The organism is Streptomyces sp. NBC_01013 (genome assembly GCF_045162765.1).
GTDB lineage: Bacteria > Actinomycetota > Actinomycetes > Streptomycetales > Streptomycetaceae > Streptomyces.
The window spans coordinates 4781729-4798168 of the sequence record NZ_CP108687.1 but is presented as its reverse complement, the minus strand read 5'-3'; the positions used below and the strand labels follow the sequence as shown (position 1 = coordinate 4798168).

17 protein-coding genes are annotated in these 16440 nt (G+C 70.9%); 8 read left to right on the top strand and 9 right to left on the bottom strand.

Annotated elements, in window-relative coordinates; all coding sequences use genetic code 11:
• Positions 1-359: 359 nt before the first annotated feature.
• Positions 360-1805 (bottom strand): helix-turn-helix domain-containing protein, encoded by a 1446-nt coding sequence (locus OG538_RS20845; protein ID WP_406095739.1) that lies wholly within the window; start codon positions 1803-1805, stop codon positions 360-362.
• Positions 1806-2220: 415 nt separating this feature from the next.
• Here OG538_RS20845 and OG538_RS20840 point away from each other — a divergent pair, with 415 nt between their 5' ends.
• A complete protein-coding gene (locus tag OG538_RS20840) occupies positions 2221-2976 on the top strand; it encodes a DUF4232 domain-containing protein (protein WP_406095737.1) in 756 nt (251 codons plus the stop codon).
• Positions 2977-3027: 51 nt separating this feature from the next.
• The gene (locus tag OG538_RS20835) at positions 3028-3795 is read left to right on the top strand and encodes a DUF4232 domain-containing protein (protein ID WP_406095735.1); all 768 of its coding nucleotides are present in this window, start codon (positions 3028-3030) and stop codon (positions 3793-3795) included.
• Here the strand turns inward: OG538_RS20835 and OG538_RS20830 are convergent.
• Positions 3789-3881 carry a hypothetical protein gene (locus tag OG538_RS20830; protein WP_406100230.1) on the bottom strand — a complete coding sequence of 31 codons (93 nt, stop codon included), beginning with the start codon at positions 3879-3881 and terminating at the stop codon, positions 3789-3791. The two genes, OG538_RS20835 and OG538_RS20830, sit on opposite strands and share 7 nt — an antisense overlap.
• Here OG538_RS20830 and OG538_RS20825 point away from each other — a divergent pair.
• Positions 3841-4491, top strand: coding sequence for a HEAT repeat domain-containing protein (locus tag OG538_RS20825; RefSeq protein ID WP_406095733.1), 651 nt, complete (start codon positions 3841-3843; stop codon positions 4489-4491). The two genes, OG538_RS20830 and OG538_RS20825, sit on opposite strands and share 41 nt — an antisense overlap.
• 17 nt (positions 4492-4508) lie before the next feature.
• Here the strand turns inward: OG538_RS20825 and OG538_RS20820 are convergent, their stop codons facing one another.
• Positions 4509-4904: an ATP-binding protein gene (locus OG538_RS20820; RefSeq protein WP_406095731.1), complete on the bottom strand. Its 396-nt coding sequence runs from the start codon at positions 4902-4904 to the stop codon at positions 4509-4511.
• Between the two features lie 152 nt (positions 4905-5056).
• Here OG538_RS20820 and OG538_RS20815 point away from each other — a divergent pair, with 152 nt between their 5' ends.
• Positions 5057-5842, top strand: a complete 786-nt coding sequence (locus OG538_RS20815) for a Scr1 family TA system antitoxin-like transcriptional regulator (protein WP_406100229.1) — start codon at positions 5057-5059, stop codon at positions 5840-5842.
• Positions 5839-6078, top strand: coding sequence for a DUF397 domain-containing protein (locus OG538_RS20810; protein ID WP_406095729.1), 240 nt, complete (start codon positions 5839-5841; stop codon positions 6076-6078). Before OG538_RS20815 ends, OG538_RS20810 begins: the two co-directional genes overlap by 4 nt.
• Before the next feature lie 30 nt (positions 6079-6108).
• On the opposite strand, the gene hemB is transcribed toward OG538_RS20810, so the two are convergent.
• The 6 genes from hemB to OG538_RS20780 all read right to left on the bottom strand — a co-directional run bounded on the left by hemB (position 6109) and on the right by OG538_RS20780 (position 12676).
• Complete coding sequence (gene hemB / locus OG538_RS20805) at positions 6109-7107, bottom strand: porphobilinogen synthase (protein WP_219573197.1); 999 nt, start codon at positions 7105-7107, stop codon at positions 6109-6111.
• 113 nt (positions 7108-7220) lie between these two features.
• Positions 7221-8888, bottom strand: coding sequence for a uroporphyrinogen-III synthase (locus OG538_RS20800; RefSeq protein WP_406095727.1), 1668 nt, complete (start codon positions 8886-8888; stop codon positions 7221-7223).
• Positions 8885-9871 carry a hydroxymethylbilane synthase gene (gene hemC / locus OG538_RS20795; RefSeq protein ID WP_406095725.1) on the bottom strand — a complete coding sequence of 329 codons (987 nt, stop codon included), beginning with the start codon at positions 9869-9871 and terminating at the stop codon, positions 8885-8887. Before hemC ends, OG538_RS20800 begins: the two co-directional genes overlap by 4 nt.
• Complete coding sequence (locus OG538_RS20790; protein ID WP_406095723.1) at positions 9868-11364, bottom strand: glutamyl-tRNA reductase; 1497 nt, start codon at positions 11362-11364, stop codon at positions 9868-9870. The genes hemC and OG538_RS20790 overlap by 4 nt, the downstream gene beginning before the upstream one ends.
• Entirely contained in the window at positions 11361-12128 is a 768-nt protein-coding gene (locus OG538_RS20785) for a redox-sensing transcriptional repressor Rex (protein ID WP_406095721.1), read from the bottom strand. The genes OG538_RS20790 and OG538_RS20785 overlap by 4 nt, the downstream gene beginning before the upstream one ends.
• 272 nt (positions 12129-12400) lie before the next feature.
• A complete protein-coding gene (locus tag OG538_RS20780; protein ID WP_406095719.1) occupies positions 12401-12676 on the bottom strand; it encodes a glutaredoxin family protein in 276 nt (91 codons plus the stop codon).
• Positions 12677-12824: 148 nt separating this feature from the next.
• Between OG538_RS20780 and OG538_RS20775 the strand changes: the two genes are divergently transcribed.
• From OG538_RS20775 to OG538_RS20765, 3 genes are all read left to right on the top strand, one after another.
• The gene (locus OG538_RS20775) at positions 12825-13790 is read left to right on the top strand and encodes an HAD family hydrolase (RefSeq protein ID WP_406095717.1); all 966 of its coding nucleotides are present in this window, start codon (positions 12825-12827) and stop codon (positions 13788-13790) included.
• A 367-nt stretch (positions 13791-14157) separates the two neighbouring features.
• On the top strand, positions 14158-14934 hold the full coding sequence (locus OG538_RS20770; RefSeq protein ID WP_406095715.1) for an ECF subfamily RNA polymerase sigma factor, BldN family: 777 nt from the start codon (positions 14158-14160) through the stop codon (positions 14932-14934).
• Positions 14935-15163: 229 nt separating this feature from the next.
• On the top strand, positions 15164-16360 hold the full coding sequence (locus tag OG538_RS20765) for a DUF5667 domain-containing protein (RefSeq protein ID WP_406095713.1): 1197 nt from the start codon (positions 15164-15166) through the stop codon (positions 16358-16360).
• The last annotated feature ends 80 nt before the right edge of the window (positions 16361-16440 follow it).

Here is a 16440-nt window from a genome sequence, read left to right as displayed (position 1 = left end):
CGCTTCGCAGAGCGCGTGTCCGCGCGGGACTGCTGAGGATCACCGGCATGACGGACTGGTCGCAACTGCACCACGCGTACGGCACGGCGGAAGACATTCCCCGGGCTGAGCAACTCGGCACGCCGTGCGGGCACCGACACGGGGCCGGGTCCGGGAGGGGCACGGGCGCGGGGGCGTGCAACGGCGAGGGTGTGCCCGGTGCGAGGTGGGTCGCCCAGCATTCGTTGTCCCGGGCGGTGCGGGACCAGAAGGTGCGGAACGCCCACCGCGTCTCGTCGCCGTTCGGTCCGGAGCGGAGCGCTTGCCGTAACCCCGCACATGCCGCCGGTCCGCCCCGGGCCGGCGGGGTCCCGCCGCCGTCAGTCGCCCTGCCCCTCCAGCGACTCCGAGATGTCCTCCCACTCGGCCGTATCCGACCGGTACTCGTACACAGGACGGTTCCTCATGCCGGCCGTACGGAACGGCTTGCCGTTGTCGTCGATGCGCAACATCCCGCTCCGGTCCCCGCTGGACCACTCCAGTTCCAGGTACCAGGTCACATCGTGGTCCTCCGTGTGCGCGTCGAGGCGGAACACCTCCACGTCGGTGGAGCTCACCCGGTAGGGGAAGTTCTTCGCCGGTACGGCCTCGCCTCCGCTCTCACCCGCGACCGGCCGCGATACGGGCTGGCTGTCGTCCAGGTCGATATTGAACGTCTGCGGCACGATGCCGCTCCCGCAGCCCTCCCCCATCGAGTACGCGGGCCAGTCGGTCGCGGCCTCCTGCTTCACCACCCGGACATGGAGCGCCTTCAGGACGACCGCCTGCTGCGAGGCTCCCTGCAGGGTGAGTTCGATCAGCATCTTCCCCGCATCCACCCCGCCCAGCTGCGCAGCCCAGCTGCGCCTGGCCCTGTCCGCGGCGTCGGGCACCGGCGGCATGCCCTTGGGGTCGCGGTCGAGCAGGAAGTACTGGCCACAGGGCCAGTCCCAGTTGTACGCACTGAGAGTGGCGGTCACCGGGACCCCCTGGGACCCGACGCCGTTCCCTGCCTTCCCGTCCGCACCCTGGGGGGCGGTGGACTTCGCGGCCGTGGCGGAGGGTGAAGCGGAGCCGCTGGTCGCTGACGGCGAGGGCTTCGAAGGACTCGGCGACGGAGACCCGCTTTCGCTCCGGCTCGGCGTGACCGGTGCGCTGCTGCGGGGCGTGTCCATCCCCTCCTCGCGGGTGCGCTCGCCCGAGTAGTGGTTGATCGCCAACGCCGTGGGCACGGTGAGCGCCACGACAGCGACCGTCGCGAGCAGGACCCGCAGCCGCTTGCCGGACAACCGGCCCGGGACCGGCGCGGCACCGGCGCTCCGCACATCCGGGGTCACGTCCTCGGCCACCGTCGCGTCGGGGACCGCCTCCGCTTCCGCGTTCCCTGCCGCTTCCGCTCCCCGTCCCGGTTCTCCTTCCGGTTCCGGTCCCGGTCCCGGCTCATGCCGGTTCACCGGTTCCGCCGGCGCCGGGGCCGAGAGTTCCGACGTCACCAACGACGGCTCGAACGTCTCGACAGCCTCGGTCTTCCGGGCGCCTCGCCGCTTCGCCTCGTCGGCGAGGATCCACTGCCGGTGCAACGCCACCAGTTCGTCCGACTGCGCACGGCACACACGCGCGAAGCGCTCGACCGGCGCGTAGTCGTGCGGGACCGCCTCGCCGTTGCAGTACCGATGAATCGTGGAGGTACTCATGTGCAGCTTCTGGGCCAGCGCTCCGTAGCTCAGCCCCGAGCGCTCTTTCAGCCCCCTGAGCAATGCCGCGAAGTCCTGGATCTCCGTGCCCACCCTGACGTTCCCCTCTCCTACCCTCCCGGAACGGCGTCCCAGGCAGGTGATGTCATCGCAGGTCAGAGGCCCGTTTTCCGTTCCAGCGTCCCGTACCGGCCGGGATCCGTTGCCATCGGATTCACGGACCGGACACGATGGTGGAACACACCGCAGCGGCACCCCGGTAAGGGCGAGCAGCGCGACTCGTACACCCACCAACCTGCCCGCCACCGGGAGCCGCCGTGCGTACTCGTCCTCAACGCAGCCTGACCGACGCAGTCGCCACAGGAGTTCTGATCGCCTCCGTCGCGACCGTCATCGCACTCCTGTGGCGCCTCTGACCACACGTCATTGTCCAGTACATCTGTCAGGCCCCGGTGCGCCAAAGCGGCGCCCCACACTCCGCAACACTCGACGAACGGAAATCCCTCTCATGCGTACTCTCAACTTCCGCCGCGCCGCCCGCACCTCCGCCCTCGGCGCCGTCGCCCTGGTCGCCTCCCTGTCCCTGACGGCCTGCCAGGGCGACGACCCGGAGCCGTACGACGCCCTCCCCTCCGCTTCGGCCGGCTCGGCTTCGAAGACCCCGGCGGAGAGCGCCGGTTCCTCAGGCGACAAGGGCACGGCGGCACCGGACGCCGACCCGGGCAAGGACGCCACCGGTTCGGGCTCCGGGGGCGGCACCTCCACAACGAAGCCGAAGGACAACAGCGGCAACGGCAACGGCGGTAACGGCGGCAGCGGCGACAACGCCAACGCGGCCACGGTGACGTGCACCGGAGGGAACACCAAGCTGTCGATCACCGAGGTCAGCCGGCCCGTCAACCACATGCTGCTCACGATGACCAACACCGGTTCGAAGGCCTGCAACGCCTACTACTACCCGTACCTGAAGTTCGGCGAGGCCCAGTCCGTGCCGAACACCTTCGAGGACAGCAAGCCGCAGGCTGTCACGACCATCAACCCGGGTGAGTCCGCCTACGCCGGCGTCATGACCTCCTCCGCCGACGGCAGCGGCTCGAACGGCTACTCCGCCAAGGACCTGAGCGTCAGCTTCCAGAACCGCGACGGCAACTCCGACAACACCGGCTCGTCGGTCAATGTGCCGCTCTCCAAGAGCGTCCACGTGGACAGCAGCCTGACCGTCTCCTACTGGCAGATGAGCATGGCCGACGCCCTCACCTACTGATCCGCCACAGACCACCACACGGCACCGCACGACTTCACGGGGAGCACCACCATGCGCAGCAACCGCGTCCGCACCACCGCCCTGGCCGCCACCGCCCTCCTGGCCGCCCTCTCCCTCACCGCATGCGGCAGTGAGAACGGCACCAGCGAAAGCGCCAAGGCGGGATCGGCCGCTCCGGCCGCCCACCAGGCCGTCAAGGAGTCCCGGCCCCGGGCGGCGACCGCCGCTCCGGAGGAGAAGCCCACCGACACCGGGAGCACACCCGAGAAGGCCACCGGCACGGGCAGCACACCCGAGAACACCACTGCCCCCGCCCGGAGCCACGGGAAGAACACCACCGGCTCCACGAAGCGGGCAGGCAGCGGCAGCACCACCGACCGCACCCCCGACCGCACCCCCGTCACGTGCGACGGCGGGAACACCCGGACCGCCGTCACCAGGGTGAGCCGTCCCCTCAACCACCTGCTGCTGACGCTCACCAACACCGGTGACCGCACCTGCTACGCGTACTACGCGCCGGCGCTCCGCTTCGACGACGCGCAGGCCGCCTTCCCGGTCCTGGACGACAGCAAGCCCCAGGCCGTCGTGACGCTCGACCCGGGCCAGTCCGCGTACGCCGCCATCGGGCTGACCGGAGAGCCCGGCGCCGGCCCGTCCCCACGCAAGGCCTCGCGCCTTCAGGTGCACTTCTCCGCCAGGAGCGGCGAGGGCTCGACGGGCACCCCGGTCAGCCTGACGCTCCCGTCGGACACCTACTGGGACGACAACGGCTTCGTCACCTACTGGCAGACCGAGATGGCGGACGCGCTCACCTACTGAGCGTCTGGTCCGGGGCCGGCGTCGAAGTCGAACCAGATCCGGTGCGTGCCGTCCTCGTCGACGACCAGCCCGCCGCCCCCGCGGATCCCGGCCAGCGCGCCGGTTCCGCTGGACGGCGCGATCGCGAAGAACAACCGTCCGGGCCGTGCCGCCACCGCCACCACGGCGACTGAGGCAGTGCGCCGCGTGGCGGCCCTGGAGGACCCCAGCGGCTGGGAGATCTTCCTCCCCAGGTCCGCCACCCGGACCGAGATCCACCGGGTACGCGCCGTCCGCCAGGTGACCGGCTGGCGCTACTTCCCCGGCTCCAACGGCACGCAGCCCTGCACCTGTTACGGCTGCCGGGTACGCGGCGAGTACGGATCGCAGCGCCTGCGCCGCCGCCCGCACCTACTCGACGGCCCGGCGCCCGCCACTCCCGTCCTGCTCGCCAGGATCGCCGAAGCGGGCGGCCCCGGAGACGCCGCACAACTGTGCGCGACCCTGCACTGGTTCGGCTTCCGCCGACGCGGGCCGGTCGACAGGCTGGCCCATCTTGCCGGCCACCCCGACGCGGACGTACGCGTGGCCCTGGTAGAGGCGGTGGCCCGCTGGCGGACCCCAGGAGTCGACGAGCTGCTCAAGCGTCTTTCCGAGGACCAGAACGCGGACGTACGCGAAGCGGTCGACTTCACGGACCGCCTGAACCCGGCCTGACCGGGCGCCCGACCCCCTCAGCCGAACTCACACCACACGATCTTCCCGGGCGACCGCTCGCCCACCCCCCACCGGTCCGCCAGCGCGTCCACGATCACCAGCCCCCGCCCCGACTCCCCGTCGGGCTCCCGCACCCCTGGCTCCCCGTCGCCGCTGTCGTGCACCTCGACGCGGACCTGCCCCTCGTCCCGCAGCCACAGCATCAACCGGTACCCGCGCCCGGGCGGCACCCCGTGCACCAGCGCGTTGGTGGCCAGCTCGCTCACACACACCAGCACCTCGTCCGCCCGCTCCTCGCCGAACCCCCAGTCGGCCAGCGCCCTCCGTACGAACTCCCGGGCCTCCCCGACCGACCGGCGCTCCCGCCGGAAGAACCGCTCGCGCAGCAGCGGGAGTTGCATCGTCTCGTTCATGGAATGAGCGTCACACTCGGTGACTATGCTGTCACAGTGTGCGCGCCCGTACAGATTTCTTGTACGGGTCGCGCGCGCGTGAAGTACGGACGCGGGCGGGAAGTGGGGACCGTATGCAACCCAGGAAGCGGCAGCGCAAGAACGCGTCGGCGATGAGACTCGTGGGCGCGCTGGTTGCCCGGTTCCGCACCGCGGCCGGGATGACCCAGCGTCAACTGGCCGAGCAGACGTGCACCCAGCCGGAGTCCATCGCCTCCGTCGAGCAGGGCAGACGCGCCCTCCAACTGCCTCTGGCCCACCGCATGGACGCCCTGCTGGAGACGAAGGGGGCGCTGGCGACGGCGGTGGAGAACATGCCGGAGGTGGACCTGATCCCGGCGTGGGCGGAGGAGTACATGGACCTGGAGCGGGAGGCACTCGCACTGTCCTGGTACGACAACCAGGTCGTTCCCGGGCTCCTCCAGACGGAGGCGTACGCGCGTGCGGTGTTCCGCAACAGGGTCCCGGTCTTCAGCGAGGAGAAGATCGGGGACCAGACCGCAGGGCGCCTGGGGCGACAAGAGATCCTGCGACGGGACCAGCCCCCGACCATCAGCTTCGTGATCTGGGAGCCGGTCGTGAGACTGCAACTCGTCGAGGACGAGGAGCATGCGGAGCAACTGCGGCACCTGCGCTCGTGCGCCGCACTCCCCGGCATCTGCCTCCAGGTGCTCCCCCTGAACCGCCGCACGCATGCTGGGCTCGACGGGCCCTTCACGCTGCTGGAGACGCCGGACTACCAGCACGTCGCCTACTCGGAAACGCAGCGCGGGAGCCTGCTCGTCTCCGACCCCGACGAGGTCAGCATCCTGTCCCAGAAATATGCGATGCTGCGAGCTCAGGCCCTCAACCCCGAAGACACCGTGGGCCTGTTGGACCGCCTGCTGGGAGAGCAATGAGCACTGCACGCGCCTGGTTCAAGTCCAGCTACAGCGGCGACGAGGGCGGCCAGTGCCTCGAAGTCGCCTACGACTGGCAGAAGTCGAGCTACAGCGGCAGCGAGGGCGGGCAGTGCGTCGAGATCGCCGCCCACCCCGCCGCCGTCCACGTCCGCGACTCCAAGAACCCCGAGGGCCCCACGCTCACCCTCGCCCCCGCCACCTGGACGGCCTTCGCCGCGCACATCGGCTCCTGAGAGCCCCCGGGCACGCCCCGCCGGGCCGCGTCAGGAACGGCGCAGCTTCTGCGCGACCTCCGTCGCCCAGTACGTCAGGATCATCTGCGCACCCGCCCGGCGAATGCCGGTCAGGCTCTCCAGGATCGCCGCGTCCCGGTCGATCCAGCCCTTCTCGGCGGCGGCCTCGATCATCGCGTACTCGCCACTGATCTGGTACGCGGCGACCGGCACGTCCACCGAGTCGGCGACCTTCGCCAGGACGTCGAGGTACGGTCCGGCCGGCTTGACCATGACCATGTCCGCGCCCTCGGCGAGGTCGAGCGCCAGCTCGCGCATCGACTCGCGGAGGTTGGCGGGGTCCTGCTGGTACGTCTTGCGGTCGCCCTTGAGCGAGGAGCCGACGGCCTCGCGGAAGGGGCCGTAGAAGGCGGAGGAGTACTTCGCCGTGTACGCGAGGATCGACACGTCCTCGTACCCGGTCTGGTCCAGCGCGTCGCGGATCACGCCGACCTGGCCGTCCATCATGCCGCTGGGGCCGACCACATGGGCGCCCGCGTCGGCCTGGACCTGGGCCATCTCCGCGTACCGCTCCAGCGTCGCGTCGTTGTCGACCCGGCCGTCCTCGGTCAGCACACCGCAGTGGCCGTGGTCGGTGGTCTCGTCCAGACAGAGGTCGGACATGACGACGAGGTCGTCACCGACCTCCTCGCGCACCGCGCGCAGCCCCAGCTGGAGGATGCCGTCCGGGTCGGTGCCCGCCGTGCCGCGGGCGTCCTTCTTCTCGTCCAGCGGCACACCGAACAGCATGATCCCGGACACGCCCGCCGAGACCGCGTCGACCGCGGCCTTCCGCAGGGTGTCCAGGGTGTGCTGCTGCACGCCGGGCATGGCCGAGATGGCGACCGGAGCGTCGATGCCCTCGCGCACGAACGCGGGGAGGATCAGGTTCGCCGGGTCGAGCCGTGTCTCGGCGACCATCCGCCGCATCACGGGGGTCGTCCGCAGCCGTCGGGGACGAGAGCCGGGGAAGTTTCCGTACACAGTCATCCTTCGAGACTAGACCCGTACACATCACGCTCTTACCGACAGCTGCACCGGAAAAACGGGCGGGCCCGGCCGCTTCGGGAGAAGCGACCGGGCCCCGCGCTCGTCACGACGGATCAGGTCGTCGTACGACGCCGCCGTGCACCCGGACGGCGCTCGCTCGGCCGCGTCACCGGGTCGCCGGCCTCCTTCGCCGCGTCCCGGCGCTGCGCGCCGTACTCGGCGAGGGCCTCGGCCAGCTTGTGCACCGAGGGCTCCGGCGACAGGACGTCGACGCGCAGGCCGTGCTCCTCGGCGGTCTTCGCCGTGGCCGGTCCGATGCACGCGATGACCGTCACGTTGTGCGGCTTGCCGGCGATGCCGACGAGGTTGCGCACCGTCGAGGACGAGGTGAAGAGCACCGCGTCGAAACCGCCGCCCTTGATGGCCTCACGCGTGTCGGCGGGCGGCGGCGAGGCGCGGACCGTGCGGTACGCGGTGACGTCGTCGACCTCCCAGCCCAGCTCGATGAGCCCGGCCACCAGCGTCTCGGTGGCGATGTCGGCACGCGGCAGGAAGACACGGTCGATCGGGTCGAAGACCGGGTCGTACGGCGGCCAGTCCTCCAGCAGACCCGCGGCCGACTGCTCACCCGAGGGCACCAGGTCCGGCTTCACACCGAAGTCGACGAGCGCCGCGGCGGTCTGCTCCCCGACGGCCGCCACCTTGATCCCGGCGAACGCACGGGCGTCGAGCCCGTACTCCTCGAACTTCTCCCGGACGGCCTTCACGGCGTTGACGCTGGTGAACGCGATCCACTCGTAGCGGCCCGTGACCAGGCCCTTGACCGCCCGCTCCATCTGCTGCGGCGTACGCGGCGGCTCGACGGCGATCGTCGGGACCTCGTGCGGCACCGCACCGTAGGAACGCAGCTGGTCGGAGAGGGACGCCGCCTGCTCCTTCGTCCGCGGCACGAGCACCTTCCAGCCGAACATCGGCTTGGACTCGAACCACGCGAGCTGGTCGCGCTGGGCGGCGGAGCTGCGCTCCCCGACCACGGCTATGACGGGCTGGTGCCCGTCGGGCGACGGCAGGATCTTGCCCTGCTTGAAGACCTGCGCGATCGTGCCGAGCGTCGCCGTCCAGGTCCGCTGGCGCGTCGTGGTGCCGGCGATCGTCACGGTCAGCGGGGTGTCGGGCTTGCGTCCCGCAGAGACCAGCTCACCGGCGGCCGCGGCCACCGAGTCGAGCGACGTCGACACGACGCACGTGGCGTCGCTCGCGCCGACCTCGCTCCAGCAGCGGTCCGAGGCCGTACGGGCGTCGATGAAGCGGACGTCCGCTCCCTGCGCGTCGCGCAGCGGCACACCGGCGTACGCGGGCACGCCCACGACGTTGGCGACACCCGGCACGACCTCGAAGGGAATGCCCGCGGCGGCGCAGGCCAGCATCTCGCCGCCCGCGTTGCCGTCCAGACCGGGATCACCGGCGACGGCACGGACGACCCGCCTGCCGCCCTTCGCGGCCTCCATGACAAGATTGACCGCATCCCTGAGAACGGGAACACCGGCGGCTGTTGACTGCGCGTCAACAACCGTCAGCTCAGGCGTGCTTACGCCTGCCCGCGCATGACAGCGGACGACGCCGAGAACGTCCGGCTCGGCGACAAGAACGTCCGCGCTCGCAAGCGCCTCGACGGCGCGCAGAGTCAGCAGTCCCGGGTCACCGGGACCGGCGCCGAGGAAGGTGACGTGCCCTGCGGACAGGACCGGAAAATCGGATGCGGCGTGGCCGGTGGGGCTCAAAGTGCTCGCTCCCCCATAAGACCGGCCGCACCCTTGGCGAGCATCTCGGCCGCGAGTTCGCGACCGAGGGCCGCCGCGTCGTCGTGCGACGTGGGGACGGGACCGGTGGTGGACAGCTGCACCAGCGAGGAACCGTCGGTGGAACCGACGACACCGCGCAGGCGCAGTTCGTTGACAACCTGGCCGTCGGCCAGGAGGTCGGCCAGCGCACCCACAGGTGCGGAGCAGCCGGCCTCCAGGGCGGCGAGCAGGGCACGCTCGGCGGTCACGGCGACCCGGGTGTACGGGTCGTCGAGCTCGGCGAGCGCGGCGGCGAGGTCGGCGCTGCTGGCAGCGCATTCGATCGCCAGTGCTCCCTGGCCGGGAGCGGGCAGAACGGTGTCGACCGACAGGAAATCGGTCACCTCACCGCTCCGTCCGAGGCGGCTGAGCCCGGCCGCGGCGAGTACCACCGCGTCGAGTTCACCGCTTCGCACAAATCCGATACGCGTATCGACGTTGCCACGGATCGGCACGGTCTCGATGTCCAGGCCGTGACTGCGGGCGTACGCGTTGAGCTGCGCCATGCGGCGCGGCGAGCCGGTACCGACGCGGGCGCCGGACGGCAGCCGCTCGAAGGTCAGCCCGTCGCGCGCCACCAGGGCGTCGCGCGGGTCCTCGCGCTCCGGCACGGCGGCCAGCACGAGGCCCTCGGGCTGCGCCGTCGGCAGATCCTTGAGCGAGTGGACGGCGAAGTCCACCTCGCCGCGCAGCAGTGCGTCGCGCAGTGCGGCGACGAAGACGCCGGTCCCGCCGATCTGCGTGAGGTGCTCGCGGGAGGTGTCCCCGTACGTGGTGATCTCGACGAGTTCGACGGCGCGCCCGGTCACCTCGCTGACCGCGTCGGCCACGAGGCCGGACTGCGCCATGGCGAGCTTGCTGCGCCGGGTCCCCAGCCGCAGCGGCCGGTTGGCCCCCGCGCCCAGGGGTGAGTTGTCGGTCATGACCGCCCTCGATTCGGGTCGTTCAGGTCTGCCCGGGAGACGGCGGCGACCGTCTGCGGGTCGAGGTCGAAGAGTTCCCGCAGCGCATCGGCGTACCCGGCGCCGCCGGGCTCGCTGGCGAGCTGCTTGACCCGCACGGTGGGCGCGTGCAGGAGCTTGTCGACGACGCGGCGCACGGTCTGCGAGATCTCGGCGCGCTGCTTCTCGTCCAGGTCCGGGAGGCGCCCGTCCAGCCGTGCGATCTCGCCCGCGACCACTCCGGCGGCCATCGTGCGCAGGGCGACGACGGTGGGAGTGATGTGGGCGGCGCGCTGGGCGGCACCGAAGGCGGCGACCTCGTCGGCCACGATGGTGCGCACCTGGTCCACATCGGCGGCCATCGGGGCGTCCGCGGACGCCTCCGCGAGCGACTCGATGTCGACGAGGCGCACACCGTCGAGGCGGGCGGCGCCGCCGTCGATGTCGCGCGGCATGGCGAGGTCCAGCAGGGCCAGGCGGACAGGGCCGGTCGACTGCGCCGGAATCCGGCGCTCTGCCCGGGCCTGGGCGGTCGTGGTGGTGGAACCGTTCTCCACCCATGCGGCGTGCTGCTCGTCCCGCTCGGCGAGCGGCGCCGGCACGGGTGCTGCGGGCGCCTCGGACGCGGGGTCGAAGTCCAGCCCGAGCGCCCCGGCGACGGCCTCGGCGCTCAGGACGAGCCCGGTGGCACCGGTGCAGGAGACGACGACGTCGGCACGTGTCAGTTCGTCGGAGACCGCGGCCATCTCCACGGCGTGGGCGGTCACCCCGGTGCCGCCGGCCTGGCCCAGGATCTCGACCAGGCGGTCGGCGCGGGCGCGGGTGCGGTTGGCGACGACGATCTCGGCGACACCGGTACGGGCCAGGGTCGCGGCGGCCAGCGAGGACATCGAGCCCGCACCGATCACCAGGGCCCGCTTGCCCTTCGCCCAGGCCCCGGGGTCGCGCCCCTCCGCGAGCTGCTCCAGACCGAAGGTGACGAGCGACTGCCCGGCCCGGTCGATCCCGGTCTCGCTGTGGGCGCGCTTGCCGACCCGCAGGGCCTGCTGGAAGAGGTCGTTCAGCAGCCGGCCGGCGGTGTGGAGCTCCTGCCCCAGCGCCAGCGCGTCCTTGATCTGGCCGAGGATCTGGCCCTCGCCCACGACCATCGAGTCCAGCCCGCACGCCACCGAGAAGAGGTGGTGGACGGCCCGGTCCTCGTAGTGCACGTAGAGATACGGAGTGAGCTCGTCCAGACCGACGCCGCTGTGCTGGGCGAGCAGGGTGGACAGCTCGGCGACGCCCGCGTGGAACTTGTCCACGTCGGCGTACAGCTCGATGCGGTTGCAGGTGGCGAGGACGGCGGCCTCGACCGCCGGCTCCGCGGCAAGGGTGTCCTGCAGCAGCTTGGCCTGGCTGTCGGCGGACAGCGAGGCCCGCTCCAGCACGGACACCGGGGCGCTGCGGTGGCTCAGACCTACGACCAGGAGACTCATGCCGGCATCACGGCGGGCATGTCCCCGTCGGGTCCCTTCCGGCTGCTGGTCGTGGCGCGCACGGGCGGCGCGGCCGGGTCGGGGGCGCTCTCGGCGGCCTCCTCACCTGCCTTGCGCTGCTCGTGGAACGCGAGGATCTGCAGCTCGATGGAGAGGTCGACCTTGCGCACGTCGACACCGTCGGGCACCGAGAGCACGGTCGGGGCGAAGTTCAGGATGGAGGTGACGCCCGCGGCGACGAGCCGGTCGCAGACCTGCTGGGCAGCGCCGGGCGGCGTGGTGATCACACCGATCGACACACCGTTCTCGCTGATGATGCGGTCCATGTCGTCGGCGTGCTGGACAGGGATCCCGGCGACCGGCGTTCCGGCCATCGCGGGATCGGCGTCGATCAGCGCGGCGACCCGGAACCCGCGGGAGGCGAAACCGCCGTAGTTGGCGAGCGCCGCGCCGAGGTTGCCGATGCCGACGATAGCGACCGGCCAGTCCTGGGTGAGGCCGAGCTCGCGGGAGATCTGGTAGACGAGGTACTCGACGTCGTAACCGACGCCGCGCGTCCCGTACGAACCGAGATAGCTGAAGTCCTTGCGCAGCTTCGCGGAGTTGACCCCCGCCGCCGCGGCGAGCTCCTCGGAGGAGACCGTGGGGACCGAGCGCTCGGAGAGCGCGGTCAGCGCGCGGAGATACAGCGGAAGTCGGGCGACGGTGGCCTCGGGAATTCCTCGGCTACGGGTCGCCGGTCGGTGATTTCGGCCAGTTGCCACGGTGCTCCTGCGGGATGAGCGGGGCTGCAGGCGGCCGTATGTCCCAGGACCGCCCCGTCGAATGCAGGCTATGTCTTTGTGAACGCGTGCACAAAGATAGTGTCCGTTTTGTCCGGTCAAAGTGACCGGGGTCACGCGCATTCGTCGTGCGATCCAGGAACTGCGGATCGCATCAGCCCGTTGCAGGCCCGAAGGGGGCAAAGCGGAACACACTCCTCACAGCCACGCCCCCGAGACCACTCAAAACGCCCACGATGGTAACCGGGTTTCACTCAGGAAAGCAGCGTGCTGCGCAGTCTCGCAGGGTCCACCCGCCAGAACGTGTGCTGTTCGTTATCCACGAGCACCACGGGGATCTGTTCCCAGTACTCCTTGTAGAGCTCCTCGTCCTGGGTGATGTCCTTCTCCTCCCACGACGCGCCCGTCTCCTCACAGACCTCCCGCACCACCGCCCTGGCGTCGTCGCAGAGGTGACACCCCGGCTTCCCGACCAGGGTGACCACGCGGTCGGCGGGCTTCTTCTTCGTACGACGCAGCAGGGCACTCATACCTTTCATTCTGCGCCGCCCCAGGCCTCTATCCACCCCTGAACCGATACGACCCGAATCGCCCGTGCAACACGTCGGCCTCCGAGAGTTCACGCCACCGCATCCCGGCAGGTCGGGAAGGGGCGGGGCGACTGGCTATGCTCACGGCATGGCCGCTCTTGGATGGCTCACACCGCGTAGGCGTTCCGCGACAGCACGGAGCGTGCTGGCAGGCGAAGCAGCGGCGGAGGCAGCACGGAAGTCCTCGCTCGCCGCCGAGCAGCCCGCCGGCACCGAGGACAGCGCAGCCTCCGGCACGCAGTCCGGCCCGCAGGACGGGGAACCCGTCTTCCCCGTCGTCGGCGACGACCGGGCCGCCGCCTTCTTCGACCTCGACAACACCGTCATGCAGGGCGCCGCGATCTTCCACTTCGGCCGCGGGCTGTACAAGCGGAAGTTCTTCGAGCGTCGCGAACTCACCCGCTTCGCCTGGCAGCAGGCCTGGTTCAGGCTGGCCGGCGTCGAGGACCCCGAACACATGCAGGACGCCCGCGACAGCGCCCTGTCCATCGTCAAGGGGCACCGGGTCTCCGAGCTGATGTCGATCGGCGAGGAGATCTACGACGAGTACATGGCCGACCGCATCTGGCCCGGCACCCGCGCGCTCGCCCAGGCGCACCTCGACGCCGGCCAGAAGGTCTGGCTCGTCACCGCCGCCCCCGTCGAGACCGCCACGATCATCGCCCGCCGCCTCGGCCTGACGGGAGCGCTGGGCACCGTCGCCGAATCGGTCGACGGCGTCTACACCGGGCGCCTGGTCGGCGAACCGCTGCACGGCCCCGCGAAGGCGGAGGCGGTACGCGCCCTCGCCGCGGCGGAGGGCCTGGACCTGGCCCGCTGCGCGGCGTACAGCGACTCGCACAACGACATCCCGATGCTGTCCCTGGTGGGCCACCCGTACGCGATCAACCCGGACACCAAGCTCCGCAAGCACGCGCGCGCCCTGGACTGGCGACTGCGCGACTACCGGACCGGCCGCAAGGCCGCCAAGGTCGGCATCCCGGCCGCGGCCGGCGTCGGCGCCCTCGCCGGCGGCACCGCGGCGGCCGTCGCCCTGCACCGCCGCCGCCGCTGACCGGAAGCCCGCTCCGCAGGGGCCGGGCCGATGCCCGGCCCGCCGAGCCACGCCCGGCCCCGTGCCACCAATCGGGACCCCATACCCACTGACCGCTCCGGCCAGTCGGATTACCCGGACCCGACCACATCCTGTCGCGACCCCAGACAGATCTCGAAGCGATTCGATCAACAACCGGTCACGATGTGCTACTTGATACGTCGCGTAGTCGCTACGGAAGCGACGTAATCGATGATTTGCGCAACTGGGTGTAGTGCCGCCTGTACGAAGCGTTATTCTCCTCAGACGCATTCCGGAACCCACCACTCACTACGACGAGTGACGGTTTCGCACTGCACGTGATGGAAGCTCTGCCTCTGGGAGTCCCGTGTACCCACACGTCGGGGTTGACGCCTCGGGCCTGGCTACGCTGCGCGCAACGGTCGCCGACCGCTTGCGCGGCTTCGTCCCCACCGCGTACGCCGGCCCCGCCTTTGCCACCCCTGCACCTGCCGGCCCCTGCTACGCCCTGGCCGAACGCGGCGCGGCGGTCGGAAGACGCAGCAACCGCGGCGCAACGACCACGTCCACCGTTCGTCGGCCGACCGCCGACAGCGACAGCGCGCGCATGATGGATCTCGTCGAGCGCGCACAGGCCGGTGAGGCTGACGCCTTCGGCCGTCTCTACGACCAGTACAGCGACACCGTCTACCGCTACATCTACTACCGCGTGGGAGGCAAGGCGACGGCGGAGGACCTCACGAGTGAGACCTTCCTGCGCGCCCTGCGGCGCATCTCCACGTTCACCTGGCAGGGCCGGGACTTCGGCGCCTGGCTGGTCACCATCGCCCGGAACCTGGTCGCCGACCACTTCAAATCCAGTCGTTTCCGACTGGAAGTGACCACCGGCGAGATGCTCGACGCCAACGAGGTCGAGCGAAGCCCGGAGGACTCCGTCCTGGAGTCCCTCTCCAATGCCGCACTGCTGCAAGCCGTGCGCCGACTCAACCCCCAGCAGCAGGAGTGCGTGACCCTGCGCTTCCTGCAAGGCCTCTCGGTCGCCGAGACCGCCCGGGCGATGGGCAAGAACGAGGGCGCGATCAAGACCCTGCAGTACCGCGCCGTCCGCACCCTCGCCCGGCTCCTTCCGGACGATGCCCGCTGACTCCATCTGAGCCGATCGGCCTCACTCCCTGCAATATGTTCATCACGCACTGGTCCGATCATCTTTCGTGCGTAACCCAAGTGCCGCGCCGCTCGTTGTGCCGGTTGCAGGCTCCCTGTCGTCACCCCATGTCCGCAGACACTCACTCTTTCGTGTGGATGCGCTCAAGGTGTGCAACCTTCCGGACCCACAGGGGAGTCGACCGTCATGACGAGAGGAGGTGCCGCCAGTGATCGCAAACGTTTCGGCACACCGGCGGGCGAACGCCTTCGCCCAGGCCCTGGAGGAGCAGTCGCTCCGCGGTGCGGCGGCCGTACAGCCCGAGGAACCAGCCGAACAGGCCGGCCCCGGACCGCTGTTGGCCCTGGCGAACGGCCTCGGTGAGCTACCGAAGCCGGAGTTGGACCCCGAGGTCAAAGTGGTGCAGCGAGCCCAGCTCGTCGCCGCCATGGAAGCCATGTTCGCCGAGGGCGGCGCAGCCGCGGACCCTACGGTGCCCGAACAACGGGGCAAGGGGGCCCACCGGGCCTCGCCACTCCGCAAACTGCGCCCCAGATCGCGCTGGACGAAAGGCCTCGCAGCCGGCGGGCTCACCGTCGGTGTGGCCGCAGGGGCCTTCGGCGGGGTGGCAGCTGCCAGTTCCGACGCCCTGCCGGGTGACTCCCTCTACGGGCTGAAGCGCGGCATGGAGGACATCCACCTGGGCCTGGCAGACGGCGACACGGACCGCGGCGAGGTCTACCTGGACCAGGCCTCGACCCGGCTCAGCGAAGCCCGCAGGCTGATGGAGCGCGCCCGCTCCGGCGACCTGGACCACGAGCAGCTCGGCGAGGTCAGGCGCACGCTCAACGGCATGACCCACGACGCCACGGAGGGCCACCGGCTCCTCCACGCCGCCTACGAACGGGACGGCGCGATCGGCCCGATCCAGACCCTCGACTCCTTCTCCCGCGCCCACCGCGACAGCTGGAGCAGCCTCCGCGACCGACTCCCCGTACAGCTGACCGATGTCGGCAACCAGGTGAGCTCGGTCTTCACCGCCATAGACGACGAGGTCGCGCCGCTGCAGTCACTGCTCCCCAGCCCCCCGGAGAAGAGCAGCGGGCCCCAGGAATCCGGTAGCACCGGCGCCGGCTCGGCACCGTCCCGCCGTTCGCACACCCCGTCGCCCTCGTCCCCCACCGGCACGCACGACAGCAGTACGGGCACCAGCTCCTCGCCCCTGCCGTCGGACTCGGTCAGCACCCCGGCGGACGGCCTGATCGGAGGTGGCACGGACGGGATCTTCGACCCGCCGTCGCCGGACGCCGACACGCCGACCGAGGACGCACCGAGCACCACCCCGTCCCCGGACGTCACCCTGCCGCCACTGATCCCCGGACTGATCGGCGGCCTCGGGATCGACGCCCAGGACGACAAGGACTGACGCGACCACCGGACGGGCGGAGGCCGACACCTCCGGCCCGTCCGGCGATCGAGGACACCACTCGTCGGCCCCGGCGCGCC